General features: G+C 56.5%; 23 protein-coding genes. 9 read left to right on the top strand and 14 right to left on the bottom strand.

Annotated features, from left to right (window positions below; translation table 11 throughout):
- Positions 1-87: 87 nt before the first annotated feature.
- Positions 88-318, top strand: coding sequence for a 4Fe-4S mono-cluster protein YjdI (gene yjdI, locus KHQ23_RS11545; protein WP_002916202.1), 231 nt, complete (start codon positions 88-90; stop codon positions 316-318).
- A gap of 11 nt (positions 319-329) precedes the next feature.
- The gene (locus KHQ23_RS11550; protein WP_002916201.1) at positions 330-602 is read left to right on the top strand and encodes a GNAT family N-acetyltransferase; all 273 of its coding nucleotides are present in this window, start codon (positions 330-332) and stop codon (positions 600-602) included.
- Positions 603-644: 42 nt separating this feature from the next.
- On the opposite strand, the gene KHQ23_RS11555 is transcribed toward KHQ23_RS11550, so the two are convergent.
- The 11 genes from KHQ23_RS11555 to KHQ23_RS26535 form a co-directional block, all read right to left on the bottom strand.
- Positions 645-2057: an EAL domain-containing protein gene (locus KHQ23_RS11555; protein WP_073553320.1), complete on the bottom strand. Its 1413-nt coding sequence runs from the start codon at positions 2055-2057 to the stop codon at positions 645-647.
- Positions 2054-2959, bottom strand: coding sequence for a fimbrial protein (locus KHQ23_RS11560; RefSeq protein WP_211776874.1), 906 nt, complete (start codon positions 2957-2959; stop codon positions 2054-2056). Before KHQ23_RS11560 ends, KHQ23_RS11555 begins: the two co-directional genes overlap by 4 nt.
- A 17-nt stretch (positions 2960-2976) precedes the next feature.
- Positions 2977-3462, bottom strand: a complete 486-nt coding sequence (locus KHQ23_RS11565) for a fimbrial protein (RefSeq protein ID WP_004229447.1) — start codon at positions 3460-3462, stop codon at positions 2977-2979.
- A 27-nt stretch (positions 3463-3489) separates the two neighbouring features.
- Positions 3490-4017 carry a fimbrial protein gene (locus KHQ23_RS11570; RefSeq protein ID WP_004900407.1) on the bottom strand — a complete coding sequence of 176 codons (528 nt, stop codon included), beginning with the start codon at positions 4015-4017 and terminating at the stop codon, positions 3490-3492.
- 10 nt (positions 4018-4027) lie between these two features.
- Positions 4028-6640: a fimbrial biogenesis usher protein gene (locus KHQ23_RS11575; RefSeq protein ID WP_009308599.1), complete on the bottom strand. Its 2613-nt coding sequence runs from the start codon at positions 6638-6640 to the stop codon at positions 4028-4030.
- Between the two features lie 81 nt (positions 6641-6721).
- Positions 6722-7408: a fimbria/pilus periplasmic chaperone gene (locus tag KHQ23_RS11580; protein ID WP_004144024.1), complete on the bottom strand. Its 687-nt coding sequence runs from the start codon at positions 7406-7408 to the stop codon at positions 6722-6724.
- A gap of 67 nt (positions 7409-7475) precedes the next feature.
- A complete protein-coding gene (locus KHQ23_RS11585; protein ID WP_004174507.1) occupies positions 7476-8012 on the bottom strand; it encodes a fimbrial protein in 537 nt (178 codons plus the stop codon).
- 70 nt (positions 8013-8082) lie between these two features.
- On the bottom strand, positions 8083-8631 hold the full coding sequence (fimA, locus tag KHQ23_RS11590) for a type 1 fimbrial major subunit FimA (protein ID WP_002916190.1): 549 nt from the start codon (positions 8629-8631) through the stop codon (positions 8083-8085).
- Positions 8632-9110: 479 nt separating this feature from the next.
- Positions 9111-9719: a type 1 fimbria switch DNA invertase FimE gene (gene fimE, locus KHQ23_RS11595; RefSeq protein WP_002916189.1), complete on the bottom strand. Its 609-nt coding sequence runs from the start codon at positions 9717-9719 to the stop codon at positions 9111-9113.
- Positions 9720-10184: 465 nt separating this feature from the next.
- A complete protein-coding gene (fimB, locus tag KHQ23_RS11600) occupies positions 10185-10790 on the bottom strand; it encodes a type 1 fimbria switch DNA invertase FimB (RefSeq protein ID WP_004151951.1) in 606 nt (201 codons plus the stop codon).
- Positions 10791-10940: 150 nt separating this feature from the next.
- Complete coding sequence (locus tag KHQ23_RS26535) at positions 10941-11189, bottom strand: hypothetical protein (protein ID WP_002916186.1); 249 nt, start codon at positions 11187-11189, stop codon at positions 10941-10943.
- Positions 11190-12006: 817 nt separating this feature from the next.
- On the opposite strand from KHQ23_RS26535, the gene KHQ23_RS11605 reads away from it, so the two are divergent.
- The gene (locus KHQ23_RS11605) at positions 12007-12963 is read left to right on the top strand and encodes a nickel/cobalt transporter (protein ID WP_032435030.1); all 957 of its coding nucleotides are present in this window, start codon (positions 12007-12009) and stop codon (positions 12961-12963) included.
- Here KHQ23_RS11605 and KHQ23_RS11610 read toward each other — a convergent pair.
- Positions 12960-13466, bottom strand: a complete 507-nt coding sequence (locus tag KHQ23_RS11610; protein WP_002916184.1) for a MarR family winged helix-turn-helix transcriptional regulator — start codon at positions 13464-13466, stop codon at positions 12960-12962. The two genes, KHQ23_RS11605 and KHQ23_RS11610, sit on opposite strands and share 4 nt — an antisense overlap.
- A gap of 81 nt (positions 13467-13547) precedes the next feature.
- On the opposite strand from KHQ23_RS11610, the gene KHQ23_RS11615 reads away from it, so the two are divergent.
- The gene (locus tag KHQ23_RS11615; protein ID WP_004181213.1) at positions 13548-14444 is read left to right on the top strand and encodes an EamA family transporter; all 897 of its coding nucleotides are present in this window, start codon (positions 13548-13550) and stop codon (positions 14442-14444) included.
- Positions 14445-14539: 95 nt separating this feature from the next.
- Here KHQ23_RS11615 and KHQ23_RS11620 read toward each other — a convergent pair whose 3' ends face one another.
- The gene (locus tag KHQ23_RS11620; protein ID WP_002916131.1) at positions 14540-14749 is read right to left on the bottom strand and encodes a DUF1471 domain-containing protein; all 210 of its coding nucleotides are present in this window, start codon (positions 14747-14749) and stop codon (positions 14540-14542) included.
- Between the two features lie 705 nt (positions 14750-15454).
- Here KHQ23_RS11620 and mrkA point away from each other — a divergent pair.
- From mrkA to mrkF, 5 genes are all read left to right on the top strand, one after another.
- A complete protein-coding gene (gene mrkA, locus KHQ23_RS11625) occupies positions 15455-16063 on the top strand; it encodes a type 3 fimbria major subunit MrkA (protein WP_000756959.1) in 609 nt (202 codons plus the stop codon).
- A gap of 95 nt (positions 16064-16158) precedes the next feature.
- On the top strand, positions 16159-16860 hold the full coding sequence (gene mrkB / locus KHQ23_RS11630; protein WP_000820818.1) for a type 3 fimbria chaperone MrkB: 702 nt from the start codon (positions 16159-16161) through the stop codon (positions 16858-16860).
- 11 nt (positions 16861-16871) lie between these two features.
- The gene (gene mrkC / locus KHQ23_RS11635) at positions 16872-19358 is read left to right on the top strand and encodes a type 3 fimbria usher protein MrkC (protein ID WP_000813718.1); all 2487 of its coding nucleotides are present in this window, start codon (positions 16872-16874) and stop codon (positions 19356-19358) included.
- A complete protein-coding gene (gene mrkD / locus KHQ23_RS11640) occupies positions 19349-20344 on the top strand; it encodes a type 3 fimbria adhesin subunit MrkD (protein ID WP_032435028.1) in 996 nt (331 codons plus the stop codon). Before mrkC ends, mrkD begins: the two co-directional genes overlap by 10 nt.
- Before the next feature lie 13 nt (positions 20345-20357).
- Positions 20358-20993: a type 3 fimbria minor subunit MrkF gene (mrkF, locus tag KHQ23_RS11645; protein ID WP_002916122.1), complete on the top strand. Its 636-nt coding sequence runs from the start codon at positions 20358-20360 to the stop codon at positions 20991-20993.
- A gap of 34 nt (positions 20994-21027) precedes the next feature.
- Here mrkF and mkrJ read toward each other — a convergent pair whose 3' ends face one another.
- Positions 21028-21744 carry a phosphodiesterase MrkJ gene (gene mkrJ, locus KHQ23_RS11650; protein WP_004144002.1) on the bottom strand — a complete coding sequence of 239 codons (717 nt, stop codon included), beginning with the start codon at positions 21742-21744 and terminating at the stop codon, positions 21028-21030.
- Positions 21745-21878: the final 134 nt, after the last annotated feature.

Raw genomic sequence — 21878 nt, forward strand, 5'->3', positions numbered from 1 at the left:
GGCGTCAATTCCCGCGCTTGCGCATAGTCAGCCGCCACGGCGAGGGCTATGCTTAGCCTGAAAGATAAAAACGACCGAGGCAATGTCATGGATAAGGAATTACTGGAAGCCGGCTACCGGGCCTACACCGGGGAGAAAATCGACGTCTACTTTAATACGGCGATCTGTCAGCATTCCGGGAACTGCGTGCGCGGCAGCGCGAAGCTCTTCAACCTGAAGCGTAAGCCGTGGATTATCCCGGATGAAGTGGATGTCGCGACGGTGGTAAACGTGATTGATACCTGCCCGAGCGGCGCTCTGCAATATCGTCATAAATAAGCGAGGAGAAGATGGAAATACTGGAAGGGCATAACAAATTTTATGTTAACGACGCGCAGGGAAACCAGGTGGCGGAGATTGTTTTTGTTCCCACCGGCGAACACCTCAGCATTATCGAACATACCGATGTTGATCCCAGCCTGAAAGGCCAGGGCGTGGGGAAACAGCTGGTGGCGAAGGTAGTGGAAAAAATGCGCCAGGAGCAGCGGAAGATTATCCCTCTCTGCCCGTTTGCCAAACATGAATTCGATAACACCCGCGAATACGACGATATTCGCGCATGACGTACCGGCACCGGTGCTAACCGGTGCGCTTTTCTCGCACCCTCAACGTTTCGCCGGATCGCGCTGGTGGGAAAAGCGGCGGATCAGATCCGGGAGATGTTCGCGCCGCATCGGTGGTGAAAACAGATAGCCCTGGAAGCGATCAATCCCCAGCGATTTTAACTGCGTAAATTTCGCCAGTGAATCCACCCCTTCCGCCACACAGCGACTGTCGCTTAACTGGCAGTAGTAGGCCAGGCTTTTTATTAGCGCAAGCGCCTTTGGATCGTGCTGGGCGTCGTTGACGATGCTCATATCCAGTTTATACGCATTGAAGTGCAGTCGACGCGCCGGAAAGATAACGCTCCCCTGAGAAAAGCAGTCGTCCAGCATCACGCGCACGCCAGCACGTTGCAGCTGCGCCACGTGGGCGGCGGAGCGGCTCTGATGGCGAAAATCGATAGTTTCAGCATATTCCAGCACCAGCCTTGCCACGCCCTCTGGCTGCCGAAGCTGCTGGCGAGCGGCTTCCACCATCCGCAGCAGGCTGTCACTGTCGGCGAGCGAGGAGGGTATGTTGACCGAAAAATAGAAGGCGCCTGGATACTCATTAATATTCTGCACGGCCTCCTGCAGAACAAAGGCCGTAAGCAGCAGCCAGGTGTAGTCGGCGCGGAAGTGCGGCAGAAAGGTCTGGGGGCGAAGTACCTGGCCGCGGTGGCGCCAGCGGATCAGGATCTCCACCCCCTGTAGCTGTGAGCGACTATCGACGATAGGTTGAAAAACCGGGAAGACCTGGCGATCGTGAATCGCTTGTACCCATTCCTGTTCAAACGCCGTCAGTGCGTTTGCGGGTGAGCGCGGCAGCAGCGTGCGCGGAAAGCGGGGGGCCAGATGCGGATGACATTCCACCAGCTTTTTCACCCCAGCCAGCCGCTGGGTGTAGAGCGTTTTCTGGCTCAATCCGAGACGTTGGGCCTGCTCGCCTATCGTCTGCCCTTGCAGCAGGGCGAGGATCACCTTGAGCTCGGCGTGGGTCAACCCGACGACCCGTTTTCCGTGGATCAGCGCGGCTTCGCTGGCAAGCCGCTCAAGCCGCGGCGCATTCTCCAGCCGATGGGCCAGCTCCGCGCAGGACAGATCGGCGGGGGCAGTATGGACGTTGCGCAGACGATCCGGATGACTCACCTGATAGAGCAGCGTTTGCCACAGCCAGATGGCCGGGCTGCGGCTCAGAATCAACATCGGTAACGGCGGCAAGGCCTCGTCGAGTAGCCTTGCCGCCTGGCGCAGCGTGGTGAGCATCCACAGGGGATCGTCAGGGAGATACACCACGATCCGCTTCACGGCGGCCAGCTCGCGCAGGGACATGCCCTCGACCGGCAGCTCAACGGGCCGCTTCGCGGCGTTCAGCATCAGCTGGCTCAACCCGCGGGCGGCCAGCGAGCAGGGCGAGAGGATATAATCGGTCATCATTGATAGACAAAGGTGATGCCGATGATCGACTGCACGTTGCCGGCGGTAACCTGGCCTGTGGTCCGGGCATAGGTGGCCGTCAGGCCGAGGTTGACCGGCGAGGTGCCGACGGTGCCCAGCGAGACCGTGCTGTTCGCCGGGACGGTGCTGCCGTTGCGCGTCAGCTGAACGCCTATCCCCTGCGCCGGCGAGGCGGAGGCGGTATTGGTGAAGATCGCGTTGGCGCTGTCCGCGGTGGTGCCGGAGAGGTAATACCCCAGCTGCTGGCTCTGCGCGCAGTGGACGGTGAGCGGCACGGCCATCGATCCCGGGTAGTCGGGGAGGGTGACGGTGACATCGCGGGCGGAGACGTCGCAGCCGCCGGTGGGGACCACCACGTCGTTGTTGGCGTAGATGTTCCAGATGAACTGGAAGGAGTCGCTATTGTAGTTGTTGGTCTGATGCAGGATCAGCACCGCGATTAACGATCCTGCGGTGATGGCCACTCCACCGGCAGTGCTCACCGGCGTCAGATACAGGACGGCCGGCCAGGGTTTATCGGTCCGTGAATCATAAATCACCCGCGCGGTTTCCGTGGTGGTCGGGAACGGGTAAGAGGTGCCGTTATATTTCACGGTGCCTGAAAAACTCGACAGCACACCGCCATAGGCGGATCCGCGCTGCAGGGTCACGTAGTCGGTGATCGTTTCCGGATAGTCGTTATGGCAAAAAATCTGCGTGGAGAGGTCGACCACCAGGTTTTGCCCGACGTTCACCGCCGGGGTCAGGTTAACGTAGACGTTGGCTGACCCGCCGCCGATGGGAATCGTCGCCCCGGTGGCCGTTTTGCAGGCAAAGGACCAGGCGTTCATCGACCAGCCCAGCAGCAGCAGGGTGGTGAACAGGGGGATTATTTTTTTCATCATGATGCTCTCCTGGCTCAGGCGTAGGTATAGGTGACGTTAATCACCGCCTGAATGGTGCCTTGCGTGGCGCCGCCGTTGACGGACAGCGCCCTGACCTGCAGCGGGAAGCGAGCGGACTGGCTGGCCTCATCCACCTGTACCGACTGGCTGCTGCCATTGTTCAGCGTGGTGCCGTCCTCGTTCTGCAGTTCGAGCTGAATATTGCCCGCCGTTCCCTGGTTTTTGTAATAGCCGGTGCTGTCCGCCGTTCCGCTGAAGGTGGCTTTCACCCGTGAAGTACCCACGGGGCAGTTGCTCAGATCCAGCGCCACGCTGTGCCAGGCCGATGCCGAGCCCGCACCGATCAGGCTAAAGGTATAGAGATCGCCCAGCTCGACGGTGGCATTGACGGTGGAAACCGTGCAGGGTCTGGCCACCACCTTGCCGTTGACGGTGAGAGTGACGTCGGCCGCCCGCAGGGAAGCGCTCGCGGTTAACAGGCCGGCCAGCAGCCAGCCCACATGAGTCCATTTCATTTCAGCCTCCGCTTACTGAAATTCCAGGGTGAATGTTGCTGTCGCATTGACATGCCCGGCGGTGACGGGCACCTGAGTGGCCATCAGCCGGGCGTAAAAGTTGAGAATATTGGTCTGGCCCGGGGTCAGCGTGGTCCAGGTCATGGTAGATGACGGCGCATTGACCGGCAGCCGGGACTGCTGCTGATCGAGAATTTCCACCCCCATTCCTGCCGCCGCCGAGGTCCCGGCATCGAGTTTTAACAGGCTGGTGTTGATGCTGTCCGCCACGCCGGTGAAACCGACCTTCACCGCGGTGACGGAAGTGCCGCAGGGCGACAGCACGATGCGGAACGGCACCGGCGGCGTCGTCGCCCCAACGGCATAAAACTGCTTCGCGGCGTTATCCTGTAAATCGACAGTAAAATCCTTCGATTCGCCGGCTACCGCGCAGGCGTTATCGCGGACATAGCCGCTGATGGCGATCGTGCTATCGGCGGCAAGCGCAGCCGGTGCGCCCAGGGTGAACAGGGTGCCCAGCAGATACTGCAGTGTTCTCATCATGATCTCCTTAGCGGCACGCGACCGAAAGCTGACTGAGCGCCTGCTGCTGGCTCTCCGGCGGCAGACGGTAATCGGCCACGCACTGAGCGTCCGGGCCATCGCCCCATTTCACCCGCACTTTGCCCGCCAGCGGCATCCCGCTCAGGTAGACCTGGCCGTTGTCCGCGACGATGCTGCCGCTCTGGTTGCTGTCGCCGGTGGCGAGGGCGCCAAACGGCACCGGTTTGCCGCGATGGGTCAGCGTCATCAGGATCTTCATCCCTACCTGGGCGTTAAAGTTGGCGCGGACAATCGCCCCATGGGTGGGCACCACGCTGACCACCGCATCGTCAAGGTCGACATTGTCCGCCAGGGTGTTGGTATCCAGCGCGATCCGGTTTTCGCGATACTCAGTGGCATAAGGCAGGACGGCATACCCGCGCCAGTCGGTGCGTACCCCGGTCTGGTTTTCCACTTTCACGCCGCCGGCGCCGGGGGCTTTCACCAGCACCACGGTATCGTTTAACGGTTGGCTCAGGGTGATGCCGTTGGCGTGCGCCAGCACGCCGCCGCTGACCCCGTAGTAGAGCTGTTTAAAGCCATCGCTGCGGCTGTAGCCGACGTTGGCGTTGCCGTAGCCGCCGCGGTAGTTGAGGGCGGTGTAGCCTGTGCTCCCGTTGTCGCCGTTGCCGCCGCCGGCATAGCCGGTCTGCACGCTATAGCTGAGGTTGTTGTCTTCCAGCAGGGTGCCGTACAGGCCCGCCAGATTGGTCATGCGGCCATTGAGATCGTGCGACAGGCTGTAGCTGGCGCTGGCGTGCCGCCAGACCGAGCGGCTGTCGGAACGCAGCCAGTGGCTGAAGGGGATATTGATATTGATCGCCAGCATTTGATCGCGCCCCTGCTGCCAGGCGTTTTTTGTCAGGCTGTAGCTTAGCGACCAGTTGATATCGTCCACGGCGGCGTTGAGGCCGGCCTGCAGCTGCTCATCGGCATCGTCGGTGCCCCAGTAGGTCTGGTGGCTACCGCTGAGATAGAGGGTGGCGGTGCGCCCCAACTGCTGAGTCACGCTCAGCTGCACCTTGCCGCGCTTGCTGTAAGCCAGATTGTAGTAGTCGGTAAATTTCGGTTTTACCTGGATAACGCCGTCCTGGGTTTCCACACTGTAGCCGCTCATCCGGCGGTAAGTGGTATCGGCAAAGTTATAATAGCCGCGGGTAGAGTAGCGGTAGCCCACCAGCTGCAGGTTGGTGCCGGTCTCATCCAGGGATTTGTTATAGAGAAAACGCACCGACTGCCCCTGATGTTCGCTGTCGTCAGCCAGGGTGGCGTTGGCCTGAGTGATATCCAGCGACAGGGCGCCGAAATAGCCCATGTTTTTCCCCACCCCAAGGTTAAAGGCGCGATAGCGGTCTGCCAGCTGGGTGCCGCCGTAGAGCGTCCAGCCTGCCGGCAGGCCATGCATGGCCGTGCCCTGGAAAAAATCGGGCGTTTCCTGCTGACTGTTGCCGCTGCGGTACTCCCCGGCGGTGAGGGCGAAGCGGGTATGGCCTTCACGCTGGAGAACCGGCACCGTTGACCAGGGCACGCTGAAGACCTGGCGGGAGCCATCCGCTTCTTTGATCGTGACCTGCAGATCGCCGCCATTGCCCGCGGCGTAGAGATCGTCGATGGTAAATGGTCCCGGCGGCACTGTGCTCTGGTAGATTTCGTAGCCGTTTTGCCTGATTGACACCTGCGCCGTGCCGCGGGCGATCCCGTGGATCACCGGCGCAAAGCCTTTCTGGCTGTCCGGTAGCATATTGTCGTCGGAGGCCAGCTGGGCGCCGCGGAAGTTGATCCCGTCGAAGACATCGCCGTTGGTGTAGCTGTCCCCTAGGGTGAGTCGCGAACGCAGAGGCGTGATGTCCCGCTCAAGCCAGCTGTTAACGTGCTGCCAGCGATTCTCGTTGGATGAGGTGCTACCGCCGCTGCTGTAGCTCCAGGTGCTGTTATCGCGCAGACGCCAGGCGCCAATGTTCAGGCCGCTCTGTAGATTCAGATAGGCGTAACGGCTGCTGCCACCTGTGGTGTTATGGGCGTTATTGCCCGTGAAGTTATAGTTTATCAGCCCGGCGGTGATACCGTTATCCCACAGCTCCGGCGGAATATAGCCGCGCGCATGGTTACCCATAAATGCCTGGGGGACGGTGAGGTACAGGCGCTGCTGTCCGACGTCGAAGCGTGTGGTAGCTTCGCTGATAAGCGTGGTCAGCGGCACGCAGGCCGTGCTGTCCAGCGTCGCCATGCCCGGCACCCGACCAGTATCCACACCCATGCTCGCCAGCTGGCCGCGCGTCAGGCAGGGTGACAGACCGTGACCCTGGGCATCGGCCTGGAAAGTGACGTCCCGGGTGGTCATAAAACCATTGTTGAGATAAATATCGACGCGATAGGTGCCTGGCGGAACCTCCTGGCCTTTTTCAAATCCCGACAGGTCAGCCACCGCCGCCGGATCGTCAGCTAAAAAGCGGGGGTTAAAATAGAGGTCCGCCCGCGCGGCAAACGGCTGTGAGCAGAGCCACAGCGCCAGCGCCGGAGATACCAGGCGCCGGGCAGTTCGGCAACCTAAATGATCCAGTCCATATTTCCGATGTGACATTATCCCTCCGGTCCGACGTTGCCCGGCTGTCATTGCTTCTGGTCATGCGCAGCGTGTCCCGCGCGGCGGGGCGCTTCTGGGTTAGCGCAGCACGCCATTCATTTTCGGCGTCAGCGCGCCGTAATCATTAATCGTGCGATAGGTGATGGTGTTCCCGGCATCCGCGGGTAGCTTGACGCTGGTTTTGCCCATCGGCGGTACGAGGGCGTTCTCCAGAATGCGTGTCCCGGCGTTCAGTTCGGTCACCGTCAGGTAATAGGGGGTGGGGTTCGTCAGCGTCAGCGACGATCCGCTACGGCTAAAGGTCAGCTTTTCCGCCGCTTGATCCGGAGGCAGGGCCAGTTTTCCCGGACGGTAGTAGAGCTTGATGCGGCTGATAATCGCCAGCTGCAGGGTATTGTCGCTGAGCTTTGATTTATCCATCGAAGGGATCGCCTTCACGTTCATCCAGAACAGACTTTCCCGATCCTGCGGCAGCTGGTTATTGGTGGCGTCGATAATGCGCAGGGTGTTCTCTTTTTTACCCTGCATGGCAAACAACGGAGGAGTGATGACAAACCGGCCGTCTCGCTGACCATCGGCATTTTCCACCCATGACTGAATAAGCCAGGTACTGTTGTCATCATTATTGGTCACCGCGAGCTGGACCTGCTTCTGTCCCGCCGGGTAGATAACCCGGGTCGCGCCAAGCGCAACGCCCGCCTGCGCGCTGGCGCTAAAGATACTGGCGGCGAAAAGCACACATCCTGCCAGTAAGCCATGCGCCATCGTTGCCGTTTTTCTCACATTATCTCCTTGTCTGCTCACCGTGTTGTCCTGTTTGTCTGCGGATTAATTACTGATAGGTCAATGAGAACCAGGCCTGGGCATTGGCTGCACCGCCGGTGACCTGGCGTCCGGTCGCCCGATATTTGGCGACGAAATTTAGCGTCGTCGGTCCGCGGTAGAGTGATATCCAGCGATCCGCTGGACGATTGAGCGGGAGCTGCTGGCCCTGGCTGTCGAATAGCGCAATACCGATCCCACTGGCGATCCCCGGACCTTCACCCACCGACAGCACGTCGGGGTTTTTTCCATCAGCCACGCCGTGAAAGGTCACACCCACATGCTGGCTGACCGCCGTACTGCAATCCTGTAAATGAATCGCGAAAGGGATTGGGTTGCTGTCTTCGCCGACAGCATGAAATCGATTACTGCTGATCTGCCCCAGATTGACCGTCATCTGCCGATCGCCGGCTTCGACGCGGCAGGAGCTCGCCATTATCAGGCCCTGAAAACGCATGCTGCCCCCCGGCAGCGTGACGTTCCAATGATTACCGGCCAGCGCCAGCGGAGGCAGTAGCAGCAGCAGACCAGATTTCATTCCCTGCATCGTTTCACTCCGGTTGAAAATAGAGAGCGGGCCCTCCTGGCCCGAATAGCTTCCCTGCCTGACTCGGGTCTTACTCGTACTGCACTTTGAACGTGGCATCCGCGTTCGCTATACCAGCCGTCGCTGCGCCGGTCGCGTAGTAACGTGCCTGGAACGGGATGATGTTGGGGCCGTCATTCAGCGTGGTCGCAGCACTGAAGGTGGCGCCGTCCAGTGCCAGTGGCGTACCGGTATTGTCGAGGATCTGCACGCCGACGTTGGTTGCGCTGCCAGCGGCAGAGTTTTGCAGGGCCAGAACGGTGGTATTGCTGCTGTCGATGGCCGTACCGGCGAAGGCGACGGACGCTTTGGTGGCTACCGTAGTGTCGCAATCATCCAGCTGGATGTTGAAACCGACGGCCGAACTGGTGCTCCCCGCCGTGGCCAGTTTCGCGGAACGCACCTGGCCTAACTGAACGGTTTGATCGATAGAGCCGGCATCCACCGCACAGGCCGCATTAACGACTTCTCCTTTAAAATGCACGGTCCCGCCGTTGACCGTGGTGGTATCGGCCAGAGCTGCCGTGGAGCTCAGTGACAGGGCTGACACAACAATCATTGCCAGTGTTTTGATTTTCATACTGTTTTCCTTTGAACGATGTCGAAATAACGAACCGGATTGGCAGCCGTTGTGCCTTCCAGGCATTTCAGATTTCAGCCGAGTGGTCCGGCTGCCGGCTCTGCACAGTTTTCGCCCAACCGATGAGACAATTGGGGCCATTTTGACTCGTTGGGATAAATGATCTGTATTTTGTGTCAATTGGGTATTCTGTGGTTTTAAATTCTGCCAAATTTGGTTTTTATGGTAATATAATCTGGTGTGGTGGGAGGGGGTGCGAAAGGAAAAGCGATGGCGTTGGCGACGGATCGCCGGTGCAGCAGAGATATGGTTAGAGAAAATTGAGTAATTGCAGGTTTAAAAATAGATAATAATCAATTAGATATGATTTTTTTTGCGGAAATATGGCGCAGTGAGTTGCAAAATATGTCAAAACATTTTTATGATATAAACAGTTTGGCCCCAATTGACCTGTTCGTTATTTTTTTAATTATTTAAAATCAATCAGTTATTTCATTTTTCGTCTTCTGGTCTTTTTCCTCTAAAAGATTATTTCTTTCCCAGATGCCAGCGAAACGTGCCGCATTACTGGCGGTGTAACGTACTGTATGACGAATATTGCGATGTCCTAGATAATCCTGTATCAAACGCGTATCTGTCCCTCTTTCCGCCAGTTCATAGCCGCAGGCGTGACGCAGCATATGGGGGTGAGTGTGCGTGACGGTACCCGCATTTTCCCCGGCGGAGCGAATAATACGATACGCCTGCTGGCGGGAGAGCGCGGTGCCGCGGCGGGAGATAAACAGTGCGTCCGTTTTGTCCGCCGCTTTCCAGCCGGCACGGACCAGGCTCCAGCGCTCAATCGCCTCGCGCTCATCAAAACGCAGTGGATGAATCGTCGAAAAACCATTCTTTAATCGCCGCACATTAACCCGCCCTTCATGGAGATCCAGATCGTGATAATGCAGATCCAGCAGTTCGCTAATGCGCATGCCATGGCGAAAGGCCAGCAGAATGAGGCAGTAGTCCCGTTCGCCGGTAGGGCCCTGACGAGCAGCCTGCATCATGGCCTGAACTTCTTTGGCGGTTAGAAAACGACGTCGGTTCACAATAGTTGCTCCTGAAAATAGGTATGAATGACCGTCACAGCGAAACCATACGCCATGACGAAATAGGTTCTGTAATGCTAAAACGGTACAGGGTGAAGATGATTAATCATGAATTGATAACATATTACATTGCCAGACACTAAAAATATCGTCGGGTGATAATTCTTAATTTTAAAGATTTTAATCATCGGCTCAATAGTATCTGTGCGGGTTGCCGCCAGGTATATAAAATGAAAGGATATTTTTCACTACCAGCCGTTATTAAAAACACAGCCGCGGAAATTTTTTCCCACCAATAAATACCCAGTCTTATTCCTGAGTAAACGCAGGGTTATATTAACTCTCAGTCATAAGGATTAAATAAGAACTTGTGGGAACAGTAATCCTAATTAACGCAGGGTTAATAATCATGAATATTTTAATTTGTCGACCGCTCGCGATACAACGCCATCCATGGCGTCAAGGCTATTGGATCAGCGACGATCGCTGTTTGTCACGGGGATTGTCCCAGATGCCATAGAAGCGTCCCGCATTGCTGGCGGTATACCAGACGGTGTGGCGGATATTGCGATGCCCGAGATAATCCTGAATCAAGCGGGTATCGATCCCCATATTCGCCAACGCAAAGCCACAGGAGTGCCGCAGCATGTGCGGGTGGATCTCCAGTGGCAGCCCCGCCAGTCCCCCTGAGGACGCGATAATCTGATAAAACTGTTGGCGGGAAAGGGGATTACCTTTGCGGGAGAGAAACAGCCATTCGCTGGCGGCCTGCGGCCAGCTGCTGCGAATGGCCAGCCAGCGCTTTAGGGCGTAGATCTCTTTATCCAGCAACGGGTGGGTAGTCGAAAACCCTTTTTTAAGCCGATGGATGTAAACACATCGGGCAGCAAGGTCGATATCCGATATTCGTAGACGACAGATCTCGCTGGCGCGCAGACCATGGATGAAGCACAGTAACGTCAGGCAATAATTACGTGCAGCATAAGGACCGGTATCGGCCGCTTTAAGTAAAGACTCAATTTCATTCTGAGTCAGGAAGTTCCTTTTTTTTATGTCGGCGTTATTCGTCATGGTTTTCCCTTTTATTGCAGGCATATTTTTGGTTTTCCGAGCCTGCGTCAGGTCATTGTTAAATTTGACTGCCTTTTTATTTTGAAACAGCGTGGTGATAACGTTTTAATTTGCTACGAGCGCGAGCGGTATCATGGGCTAGCTCCATTGCTAACGATAAGAGGCCGCGATCTGAAGGGTAAAGAAAGGGTGAGCTGGCTGAACTGATGAATCTTTCCTGGGGGTTTCCACGTCCTGTACATCCCTGATCCTCTTGATGATACCCGCATGATGATGAAGGCTTGGGCTTCCGGCCACGGCAAGGCGGCTATCAATGCCGTCATGATTGATTGCCTGTTTACTGGGCAATGTCACCCCAGTAAACCAGCCTCCCTCGCCGACAACCTTCGGGAATGGCATGAGAAATTTCTCAGACAAAATACAACCTTAAGTCGTCTGGATAGCATTCACTGCAAAACTACAACAGTGATTAAACCATACTGCAAAAAGCCTGGTGATAATAGCATTGTCTGTAATAGAGCACATTACGCCGTATTTCAACGGGTAAGCTTAATCTGGTACATGCGGTTGAATGAGATGAAAACTCGTCACGGTCAACGTATACAGGAAGATATCAATGGGAGGTATAGAGGACAGGTAAGTATTGCGACACGGTCTGGCGGCGGGTTGGAATGCTCGCTTCGGCGCGGGAAGGACTCACATCCAGGATACGCCGAAGCCTGCCGGTTCACCACTTTTCGTCACGTGCCTCCTGGCGCTTGTCGCTGCGCCAGGTGGCCTGTACGGAAAGCGATGGCAGCAGTAACCAGGGTAAGTAAGCCTCTTTTCATGGAAGTGATCCTGCTGAAGAGTACAATAAATAGCAGTTAAAGAATATTCCTGCCGGAAGCGCAGCATAATAACTGACAAAAAATGCTCGCCAAGAAATAACTTATTTATTTTTATCTGTGATTTTTTGAGTAATTATTCCTGTTAAAAGGTATTGGTAACCAATAACGCATAAAAAGATATAGCTGTGGTATGCTCAAGATATTGAGGCATTCTGCGCTAATACGGTGTCGGGAAGATAGCGATCGGTAGATAATGCGGAGCCTGGTGACTACGTACAATCCCGTGAACAGCTTCGACAAATTCCTCACCCTTCAGCGCTGACACCTTCGCTCGCCTGTCGTAAAGTTGCTGTCAGGCGGTTTACGTTTACTACAATGGTATAACGATGACGACTCCGATTGCGCTCCGCGACTGGCGCCTGCTGGCGGCCGGGTGCGGCGGCCTTCTACTGCTGGCCGCCGCTATCACCTTGCACAGCCACTGGGGTGACTTTCTCCAGTGGTGTCTCGCCACCCAAATTACCCTGCATCGCTATCTGGTGATGTACCTTCTGTTGCTGAATAACCATCAGTACAGCGGCGGTATCTGGCTGCTGGTGGGGGCCTTTCTCTATGGCGTGCTGCACGCCGTCGGACCGGGACACGGTAAATTTATCGTGACGACCTACCTGAGCACCAATCAGGAGAGCCTGACGGCGGCGCGGGTGGTGCCCTTTCTCGGCAGCCTGTTGCAGGGCGTCACTGCGATACTCTTCGTCTTTATTCTTGCGGTGGGGCTGAATCTGGCCGCCGGCGATCTTAGCGCCAGCCGCTGGTACGTCGAGAAGATCAGCGCCCTGACCATCGGCGTCTTTGGGGCTTATGTTATCTTTCGCGCTCTGCAAAGCCTGTGGCCGACAAAACAGGTGATTCGCCGTCTGACGCCAGCGCATCAGCATGACGCCTCGTGCGGCTGCGGCCATCACGGCGTGGGGCAGGATCTGCAGGGCGCTGACTGGAAGACGCGCCTTGGCGTGGTGTTGGCTATCGGCGTTCGGCCCTGTAGCGGGGCGATCATGATTTTATTATTCGCCAATGCGTTGGGGATTGTTAGCTGGGGCATCGCCGCGGTGATGAGCATGGCGCTGGGCACCGCGCTCTCGATCCTCGGTCTGTCGCTGCTGGTTCACTATGCGCGCCATCGGACGGTCAAACGATTGGTCACGAAACACCGCCCGCGGCCCTGGCTGGTACCGTTGGTGAAGATCCTCGGCGGTCTGGCGCTGATCCTCTTTGCCGTGGGATTGTTTTTCAGCGTGGTGCCGATCAGCGCCAACGGCGACTTTATCGCCGCTGGCTGTTAGCCCGTTTCCAGCAGTCGCATCAACACCCGCAGCGCCTGATCCAACTGCTGGCGTTCACCGTCACTGAGTCCTGCCAGCAGTTGCCGTTCGTTGTCGACGTGGGTTTCCACTGCGGCATCGATCCGTTCGCGTCCGGCGGAAGTCAGGGCGACCAGCATACTGCGGGCATCCTCCGGATTGGGCAGGCGGGTAATAAACCCGCGTTTCTCCAGCGCCTTCAGACGATGGGTCATGGTGCCGGAGGTAATCATCAGCGTGGAGAAGAGCTGGGTGGGCGAAAGTACGAAAGGCGCCCCGGCGCGCCGCAGCGTCGCCAGCATGTCAAACTCCCAGCGCACCAGATCGTGGCGCGTAAAGGCCACTTCCACCTGCGGCTCCAGCAGCATAGCGCATCGTTTCAGGCGACCTATCGGCCCCATGGGGCTGCAGTCGAGGTCTGGCCGTTCCCGCTGCCACTGGGCGAGGATGCGATCCACGGCGTCGATCGGCGGTGATTTGTCCATTAGTGCTCACTTGTCTTGATATCAAGATACTTGGCGGTACATACTTCACTCACTAATTTACCTTGAAGTGAAGATAAAATCATGGCTTTTCTCTCACGTAATCTGATTCTCGACCTGCTGCTCACCGCGCTGGCGCCCGCTATCTGGGGGACGACCTACATTGTCACCTCCCAGTTTCTGCCCCCTGACCGCCCATTTATTGCTGCGCTGCTGAGGGTGCTGCCGGCAGGTATCGCCCTGCTGATCTGGAGCCGTCGTTTTCCGCAGCGCGGCGAATGGGCAAAGCTGATCGTTACCGGCATCTTAAATATCGGCGCGTTTCAGGCGCTGTTGTTTATCGCCGCCTATCGCTTACCCGGCGGGCTGGCGGCGGTGATCGGCGCGATCCAGCCGCTGCTGGTGATGCTCCTCGCCTGGTGCGTCGACCGGCAGCGCTCGCCCTGGCTGGCCGTGTTATCCGCCATCGCCGGCATACTCGGTATGGCCATGCTGCTGCTGTCGCCGCACACCGTCCTCGACCCGCTGGGCATCGGCGCGGCGTTTCTCGGGGCGATCAGTATGGCGCTGGGCACCTGGCTCTCCCGGCGCTGGGCGCTCTCCCTGCCGATCGTCGCGCTGACCGGCTGGCAGCTGACGATCGGTGGGGTGGTGCTGGCCCCGGTGGCGCTGATCGTTGACCCTCCTTTGCATCAGGTAACAGTGCTGCAGGCGGCCGGCTATCTGTGGCTGTGCCTGGCGGGCGCCATGCTGGCCTATGGCCTGTGGTTTCGGGGGATTGGCCGCCTCTCACCGGTGGCCGTGTCGGCGATGAGTCTGCTGAGCCCGGTGACCGCCGTGGTACTGGGATGGATATTCCTCGGACAAAAGATCCAGGGGATGGCGCTGATGGGATTGATCGTGGTGCTGGCGAGCGTGCTGTCTATCCAGCGCGCGCTGGCGCGTCAGGCGGCGGGAGCAAAAACGAAAAAAGCCCCGTAACGGGGCTCGACATTGCTGCGTGCGGGGTGGGCGGCGGGAGCCAGACCAGCCACCCGCAGGCGGCCTGTCCGGCAGCTCCCTCTGCAACCATTCGCTTATTTAGACAGCTCGGCGGTCATATGGACCTGGTTGCCGGTGTACGCTTCGGTAATGTGATAGGAAGCGCCTTGTTCTTTCGCAATGGTTGCGATTTTCGCTTCTGCGCTGTCCAGGGTGTCTGCTGTCACGCTCACCGGATGAGCGAAGCTAGCGAAAGAGACCAGGGAGAGCATACCGGCAGCGGCGAGTAATTTTACGTTTTTCATGGTGTTTGTCCTTTTAACTTTTATGGTGGAAAGCATGTTTGCTTTCGATGGACTTATAATAAGTCTGCTAACTATAACGCGAGTGGCAAAAAGTGCGATTTAGATCACATTTTTATGGCGGTTTGATGGCGAAAACATGATCGTTTATCTATTTTTTAATTTAAAAACAATGAATTAATGATTTATTTCTGGAAGGGGATATCACATGGGCTGCCCTTGTTCAGGGAGAGGAATGCGCCTCATTCATGCTTTCATCATTCGTTGTGTGAATGATTTGGTGCTGTTTTCACCACCGCAAAGGCAGATTCAGACTTATCGCGATGGCCTTCCGAGGGCTTTTTCTGCATGCTGTTGCGGTCACTTTCTCTCGCTCTGGCGTTAGGCTTGCTGCGCTGTAAACAACCACCCTCGCGTTTTCATCTATCAATGACTGTTTATTAATAGTCGATGGTTATCTGTTATATAACTTAATGAAACGTGAACAAATGTATATTTGTCGGCGAATAAATAGCATTCTTTGACGCCGATAGCACCAGCGAACTTATATTTTTAGGTTCGTTACCTGACGCCTTAAATATTGCGGCTCCCGGTCAGTCGAAGATTCTATTAGCAGTGGCATAAATCAGCATCGCCTGATGTTTCTGGTTCTATGCGAATTCACAGTGTGCTCATTGATTCGTAATTCACTCTGACAAGGAAATGGCAATGAAAAAGGTTCTTCTCTCTGCAGCAATGGCAACCGCGTTTTTTGGCATGACTGCTGCCCATGCAGCTGATACCAATGTTGGCGGCGGCCAGGTTAATTTCTTCGGTAAAGTTACCGATGTATCCTGTACTGTTTCCGTTAACGGCCAGGGCAGCGATGCGAACGTTTACCTGTCTCCGGTAACCCTGACTGAAGTTAAAGCGGCAGCAGCGGATACTTACCTGAAACCGAAATCTTTCACCATTGACGTCTCTAACTGCCAGGCTGCTGATGGCACTAAACAGGATGACGTAAGCAAACTGGGCGTGAACTGGACCGGCGGTAACCTGCTGGCTGGCGCAACCAGCAAACAACAGGGCTACCTGGCGAACACTGAAGCTTCCGGTGCTCAGAACATCCAGCTGGTGCTGTCTACTGACAACGCTACCGCGCTGACCAACAAAATCATCCCGGGTGACAGCACTCAGCCGAAAGCGAAAGGCGACGCTTCCGCTGTAGCTGATGGCGCGCGTTTCACCTACTACGTAGGCTACGCCACCAGCGCGCCGACCACGGTAACCACCGGTGTGGTTAACAGCTACGCGACTTACGAAATTACTTACCAGTAATTCCGTCAGAAAATAAAACTGCCCCGCGATGGGGCAGTTAATAACAATAATAAAGCGGCAATGTCCGCCGCTTGTATTTTTATTCTGAGGTCAGCATGAAGCGTATTGCCCTTTTTTTCTGTTTCATTTTTAGTTTTGCGGCCCATGCCAACAATATTATTGTTAACGGTACCCGCTTTATTTATCCAGGAAATGAAAAAGAAATAACGGTACAGCTTTCAAATAACGCCGACCGTCCGGCGCTGGCGCAGGCCTGGCTGGATAACGGCGATGCCGATGCCACACCGGATACCATTACCACCCCGTTTATTATCACCCCGCCGATTTCGCGCGTTGACGCCAAGAGCGGCCAGACGCTGCGTATTAAGCTCGGCAGCAGCGCCGGTCTGGCGAAAGATAAAGAGACGCTGTGGTGGCTGAATCTGCTGGAAATTCCGCCGGTGGTGGCCAATCAGAAAAATGAAGGCCAGAACGTGCTGCAGCTGGCGATCCGTTCGCGCTTTAAATTTATTTATCGTCCTGCCGGACTGGGCAACCGCGATGCGGCGGCCGAGAAGCTGACCCTGACCGCCAGCGGCAGTAGTCTCGCCATCAACAACCCGACGCCGTTCTACATTACCGTCAGCCGTATTTCCCGCGACGGCGGTAAAGCCCTGAACAGCAAAACCGTGATGCTGGCGCCGCAGTCCAGCCAGACGGTGGCGCTCTCCTCCGCCGTCAACCGCGGCGAAACCCTGACCGTTAACAACATTAATGACTATGGCGCCGATGTCGCAGTGAAAGTGGCCGTTAAATAAGGGAAAAGCTAATGAAGCAGAGGTCATTCTGCCCGGGAAGATTAAGCACCGCGATCGCCATCGCGCTGTGCTGCTTTCCGCCATTTTCCAGCGGACAGGAAAACCCGGGAACGGTATATCAGTTTAACGACGGCTTTATTGTCGGCAGTCGCGAAAAGGTCGATCTGTCGCGCTTTTCGACCAGCGCGATTACCGAAGGCACTTACTCCCTTGACGTCTACACCAACGACGAGTGGAAAGGGCGCTACGATTTACGCATCGCGCGCGATAAAGATGGTCGGCTGGGCGTCTGCTACACCAAAGCGATGCTGGCCCAATATGGCATCGCGGCGGAAAAGCTCAATCCGCAGCTGAGCGAGCAGGAGGGCTACTGCGGTAGCCTCAAATCCTGGCGCAACGAAGAAAACGTCAAAGACAACCTGGTCCAGTCCTCCCTGCGGTTGAACATTTCGGTACCGCAGATCTATGAAGATCAACGCCTGAAAAACTATGTCAGCCCGGAGTTCTGGGACAAAGGTATTACCGCGCTCAATCTTGGCTGGATGGCGAACGCCTGGAACAGCCATACCTCTTCGGTGGGCGGGTCGGATAACAGCAGCGCCTATCTGGGCGTCAACGCCGGACTGTCGTGGGACGGCTGGCTGCTGAAGCACATCGGCAACCTGAACTGGCAGCAGCAGCAGGGTAAAGCGCACTGGAACAGCAACCAGACCTATCTCCAGCGCCCTATCCCACAGCTCAACTCCATCGTCAGCGGCGGGCAGATTTTCACCAATGGTGAATTTTTCGACACCATCGGTCTGCGCGGGGTTAATCTTTCCACCGATGACAATATGTTCCCGGACGGCATGCGCTCGTATGCTCCGGAAATTCGCGGCGTGGCGCAGAGCAACGCCCTCGTCACCGTGCGCCAGGGCAGCAATATTATCTATCAGACCACCGTTCCGCCCGGACCGTTTACCCTGCAGGATGTCTATCCTTCCGGCTATGGCAGCGATCTTGAGGTCTCGGTGAAAGAAGCGGATGGCTCGGTAGAAGTGTTTAGCGTGCCTTACGCCTCCGTTGCTCAGCTGCTGCGCCCGGGCATGACCCGCTACGCGCTCTCCGCCGGTAAAGTGGACGACAGCGCGCTGCGCAACAAGCCGATGCTCTATCAGGCGACCTGGCAGCACGGGATCAACAACCTGTTGACCGGCTACACCGGGGTCACCGGTTTTGACGACTATCAGGCCTTCCTGGTGGGGACCGGGATGAACACCGGCATCGGCGCGCTCTCTTTTGACGTCACCCATTCGCGGTTGAAGAGCGATGCCCATGATGACTCGGGTCAGAGCTATCGCGCGACCTTTAACCGCATGTTTACCGATACCCAGACCAGCATCGTGTTGGCGGCGTATCGCTACTCGACGAAAGGTTATTACAACCTCAACGACGCGCTGTACGCCGTCGATCAGGAAAAAAATAGTCGCAGCAACTACACCCTGTGGCGGCAAAAAAACGGCATGACCTTCACGGTGAACCAGAACCTGCCGGACGGCTGGGGCGGGTTTTATCTCAGCGGCCGTATCTCCGATTACTGGAACCGCTCCGGGACCGAGAAGCAGTATCAGGTCAGCTACAACAATTCATTTGGTCGTCTCTCCTGGTCGGCGAGCGCGCAGCGCGTCTATACGCCAGACAGCTCCGGTCATCGTCGCGACGATCGTATTTCACTCAACTTCAGCTACCCGCTGTGGTTTGGCGATAACCGCACCGCCAACCTGACGTCGAACACCTCGTTCAATAACTCGCGCTTTGCCAGCTCGCAGATTGGTATCAACGGTTCGCTGGACAGTGAAAACAACCTTAACTACGGCGTGTCGACCACCACTGCCACCGGCGGTCAGCATGATGTGGCGCTCAACGGCAGCTACCGTACGCCATGGACCACCCTCAACGGCAGCTACAGCCAGGGCGAAGGCTATCGTCAGAGCGGCATTGGCGCCAGCGGGACGATGATCGCCCACAGCGGCGGCGTGGTGCTCTCACCGGAAAGCGGCTCGACGATGGCCCTGATTGAAGCCAAAGACGCGGCCGGGGCGATGCTTCCGGGATCGCCGGGCACCCGTGTGGACAGCAATGGTTACGCCATCCTGCCGTATCTGCGCCCGTACCGGATTAACGCCGTGGAAATCGACCCGAAAGGCAGCCATGACGACGTGGCCTTCGATCGCACCGTGGCGCAGGTTGTGCCGTGGGAAGGCAGCGTGGTTAAGGTCGCGTTCGGCACTAAGGTGCAGAACAACCTCACCCTGCAGGCGCGCCAGGCGAACCACGAGCCGTTGCCGTTTGCGGCAAGTATTTTCTCCCCCGACGGCAAGGAGATCGGCGTTGTCGGCCAGGGCAGCATGATGTTTATCAGCGATGCGAACGCCAAACGCGCGATTGTGAAGTGGAGCGGCGGGCAGTGTTCGGTGGATCTGGGACAGCAAACAACAAAGGATAGCGTATGTCGCTGAGGAAATTACTAACGCTTTTTATCGTCTTAATGGCGCTGGGAACCACCTCGTCCTGGGCCTCCTGTACGCGTCTCTCATCGCCAACGGTGATGCTGGACATGGTGGTGGGCAGGGTGGTGGTGCCCCCGGATCTGCCGGTGGGCTCGGTGATCCTTACCCGCGACTGGACGATGAGCGCTCCCGGCGGGGCAAGCTATCGCTGTACTTCCGGCACCAACCGCTTTGCGGCGAAGATCGTGTCGCCAGGGGCCACGGACCTTGGAAATAAAATCTACTCCAGCAACGTGCCGGGAATCGGCATGCGTTTCAGCCGCGGCGGCGCAACGGTAAATATCGTCTATCCCGACGTCTTTTCGTCCCGGGTATATAACACCACCAACTATTCCCTCGAAGGGTCGCGCTTTACGCTGCAGATTATCAAAACCGCGGCAACCACCGGCAGCGGCACCCTGGCGGCGGGTAAGTACACCTCCTACGACTGGGAGAGCGGCGGTAACCCGATCCTCGAAACCTATCTGAGCGCCAACGCCATCACCGTGGTCTCGCCCTCCTGTTCGGTGCTGAGCGGGAAAAATATGAATGTCGATGTGGGTTCCATCCGGCGCACCGACCTGAAAGGGGTCGGCACCACCGCCGGCGGGAAGGATTTTAATATCGACCTGCAGTGCAGCGGCGGCCTGAGTGAAACGGGATATGCCAACATTAGCACCTCGTTCTCCGGTACCCTGGCCACCAGCACTACCGCTACCATGGGCGCCTTGCTGAATGAAAAAGCCGGCAGCGGGATGGCGAAAGGCATTGGCATCCAGGTGCTGAAGGATGGCTCCCCGCTGCAGTTTAATAAGAAATACACCGTCGGCCGCTTGAATAATCAGGAGACCCGCTACATCACCATACCGCTGCACGCGCGTTTTTATCAGTATGGCCCGACGACCAGCACCGGCGAGGTGGAGTCGCATATGATCTTTAACCTGACGTACGATTAATACGGGAGGGGGAATGAAGGGATTGCCGAAAAACACTATCGCGTGGCTGCTATTTTGCGGCAGCCTCGCCGCCCCCTCGGCGTGGGGTTTTGAGACCAATTACGATCGCGGACGGGTCGATTTTGCCGGGCGGGTGACGGATATTTCCTGTAGCGTCGCGCTAAACGGCGGCCAGCATGCCGGCAGCGGTAATGTCTGGCTGGCGCCGGTCAGCCTGGCGGAAGTCCACGATCGCGGGGCCGGGGCGTTTATGAAACCGCAGCCGTTTACCCTGGCACTGTCAAACTGCCAGCTGCGCCATGATGGTGGAGCAGCCTCGCAGGATGAGGTGCGTCGGGTCAGCGTGCGCTGGGTCGACGGTTTTTTACTGACGGCGGTCGGTAACGAAAACGCCGGGTATCTGGCCAATACCTTGCCGGATGGAGCGCAGAATATTTATCTGGCCCTATCGACTAACGATAATAATACGCTGGATAAGAGTAATAAAATTGTCCCGGCGGACCCGCAGCAAAATCAGGTGCGTTTGCAGGAAAGCGCGGTCAGCGGCGGCCTGTTCACCTATTACGTTGGTTATGTTTCGCCAACGCCGAAAAGCGCCACCAGCGGGCCGATTACCAGCTGGGCAACGTGGGAATTAGTTTATAATTAAGTGACGTTAAAAAGCCGGGAATTCCCGGCTTTGTTTACATGGCAATATCGTCGGCGACCAGTTGTTCAATACTGACTTCCCGCCAGTAATGTCCCTGGATAGCAAACCACTCCATTCCCTGCAGCCATTCTTTATGGGCTTCGCTTTCGACACCTTCAATAATCACATTATGATGGTTGCGCGATAAAAAGGTCACCAGCGCATCCATCAGCTGGCGGCCGGACTCTTTGCGCATCAGGTGCCAGAAAAAATCCTTATCAATTTTCACATAGTCAAAGTGATAACCGCGAATAGCGTTAATTCCCGCGTAGCCGGAGCCGAAGTCGTCGAGCCACAGTGAGGTATCCTGTGGGCTCTGCCAGGCGGCAAGAGAATTATGCAGCAGATTCTCGGCGTTTTCGGTTACCTCGAAATGGACGCAGGTCAGGGCGGCGACTTTGGCTTTTATATCCTTCTGGCGCAACAGGTTCAGGATATGGTCATCAACGTTAATTGTTGCGGAAATATGGTTACGTAAAAACCAGGCTTTATGCTTTTCAATCAGTGCCAGTTGTTCGAGAAAAATACGTTCACGAACGGCGGCGGTAGCATGGCGGAAAAAATCTTCGGGGGAAATAGAAAGATTATCAAAGCGGCTTAAGCATTCCACCGCGACCAGAGTACCTTGTGGGGAAAACATTTTCTGAAAGACGTAGCGTACAGCGATATCATTACGAGATAAAATGTTGTCTTCGAATATTTTAGTGTTCATTATCCCTCTTCACGAGGTTAGTCAGACAATAGGCAGAGGATACATTAATTATAGGCTACCTGATGATTAATGGGAATGGCGGGAAATGTAAATCAACAGCGAATAAGTACGCTTTATCCGCTACTGATTTACCG

Source organism: Klebsiella sp. 64, from assembly GCF_018223915.1.
GTDB classification, from domain to species: Bacteria; Pseudomonadota; Gammaproteobacteria; order Enterobacterales; family Enterobacteriaceae; genus Klebsiella; species Klebsiella pneumoniae.

Bases quoted from the DNA above. Each gene is read 5' to 3' on its own strand.
- yjdI (WP_002916202.1), top strand. From the start codon at position 88: ATGGATAAGGAATTACTGGAAGCCGGCTACCGGGCCTACACCGGGGAG.
- KHQ23_RS11550 (WP_002916201.1), top strand. From the start codon at position 330: ATGGAAATACTGGAAGGGCATAACAAATTTTATGTTAACGACGCGCAG.
- KHQ23_RS11555 (WP_073553320.1), bottom strand. From the start codon at position 2,057: ATGATGACCGATTATATCCTCTCGCCCTGCTCGCTGGCCGCCCGCGGG.
- KHQ23_RS11560 (WP_211776874.1), bottom strand. From the start codon at position 2,959: ATGAAAAAAATAATCCCCCTGTTCACCACCCTGCTGCTGCTGGGCTGG.
- KHQ23_RS11570 (WP_004900407.1), bottom strand. From the start codon at position 4,017: ATGAGAACACTGCAGTATCTGCTGGGCACCCTGTTCACCCTGGGCGCA.
- KHQ23_RS11575 (WP_009308599.1), bottom strand. From the start codon at position 6,640: ATGTCACATCGGAAATATGGACTGGATCATTTAGGTTGCCGAACTGCC.
- KHQ23_RS11580 (WP_004144024.1), bottom strand. From the start codon at position 7,408: ATGGCGCATGGCTTACTGGCAGGATGTGTGCTTTTCGCCGCCAGTATC.
- KHQ23_RS11585 (WP_004174507.1), bottom strand. From the start codon at position 8,012: ATGCAGGGAATGAAATCTGGTCTGCTGCTGCTACTGCCTCCGCTGGCG.
- fimA (WP_002916190.1), bottom strand. From the start codon at position 8,631: ATGAAAATCAAAACACTGGCAATGATTGTTGTGTCAGCCCTGTCACTG.
- fimB (WP_004151951.1), bottom strand. From the start codon at position 10,790: ATGACGAATAACGCCGACATAAAAAAAAGGAACTTCCTGACTCAGAAT.
- KHQ23_RS26535 (WP_002916186.1), bottom strand. From the start codon at position 11,189: ATGCCATTCCCGAAGGTTGTCGGCGAGGGAGGCTGGTTTACTGGGGTG.
- KHQ23_RS11605 (WP_032435030.1), top strand. From the start codon at position 12,007: ATGACGACTCCGATTGCGCTCCGCGACTGGCGCCTGCTGGCGGCCGGG.
- KHQ23_RS11610 (WP_002916184.1), bottom strand. From the start codon at position 13,466: ATGGACAAATCACCGCCGATCGACGCCGTGGATCGCATCCTCGCCCAG.
- KHQ23_RS11615 (WP_004181213.1), top strand. From the start codon at position 13,548: ATGGCTTTTCTCTCACGTAATCTGATTCTCGACCTGCTGCTCACCGCG.
- KHQ23_RS11620 (WP_002916131.1), bottom strand. From the start codon at position 14,749: ATGAAAAACGTAAAATTACTCGCCGCTGCCGGTATGCTCTCCCTGGTC.
- mrkA (WP_000756959.1), top strand. From the start codon at position 15,455: ATGAAAAAGGTTCTTCTCTCTGCAGCAATGGCAACCGCGTTTTTTGGC.
- mrkB (WP_000820818.1), top strand. From the start codon at position 16,159: ATGAAGCGTATTGCCCTTTTTTTCTGTTTCATTTTTAGTTTTGCGGCC.
- mrkC (WP_000813718.1), top strand. From the start codon at position 16,872: ATGAAGCAGAGGTCATTCTGCCCGGGAAGATTAAGCACCGCGATCGCC.
- mrkD (WP_032435028.1), top strand. From the start codon at position 19,349: ATGTCGCTGAGGAAATTACTAACGCTTTTTATCGTCTTAATGGCGCTG.
- mrkF (WP_002916122.1), top strand. From the start codon at position 20,358: ATGAAGGGATTGCCGAAAAACACTATCGCGTGGCTGCTATTTTGCGGC.
- mkrJ (WP_004144002.1), bottom strand. From the start codon at position 21,744: ATGAACACTAAAATATTCGAAGACAACATTTTATCTCGTAATGATATC.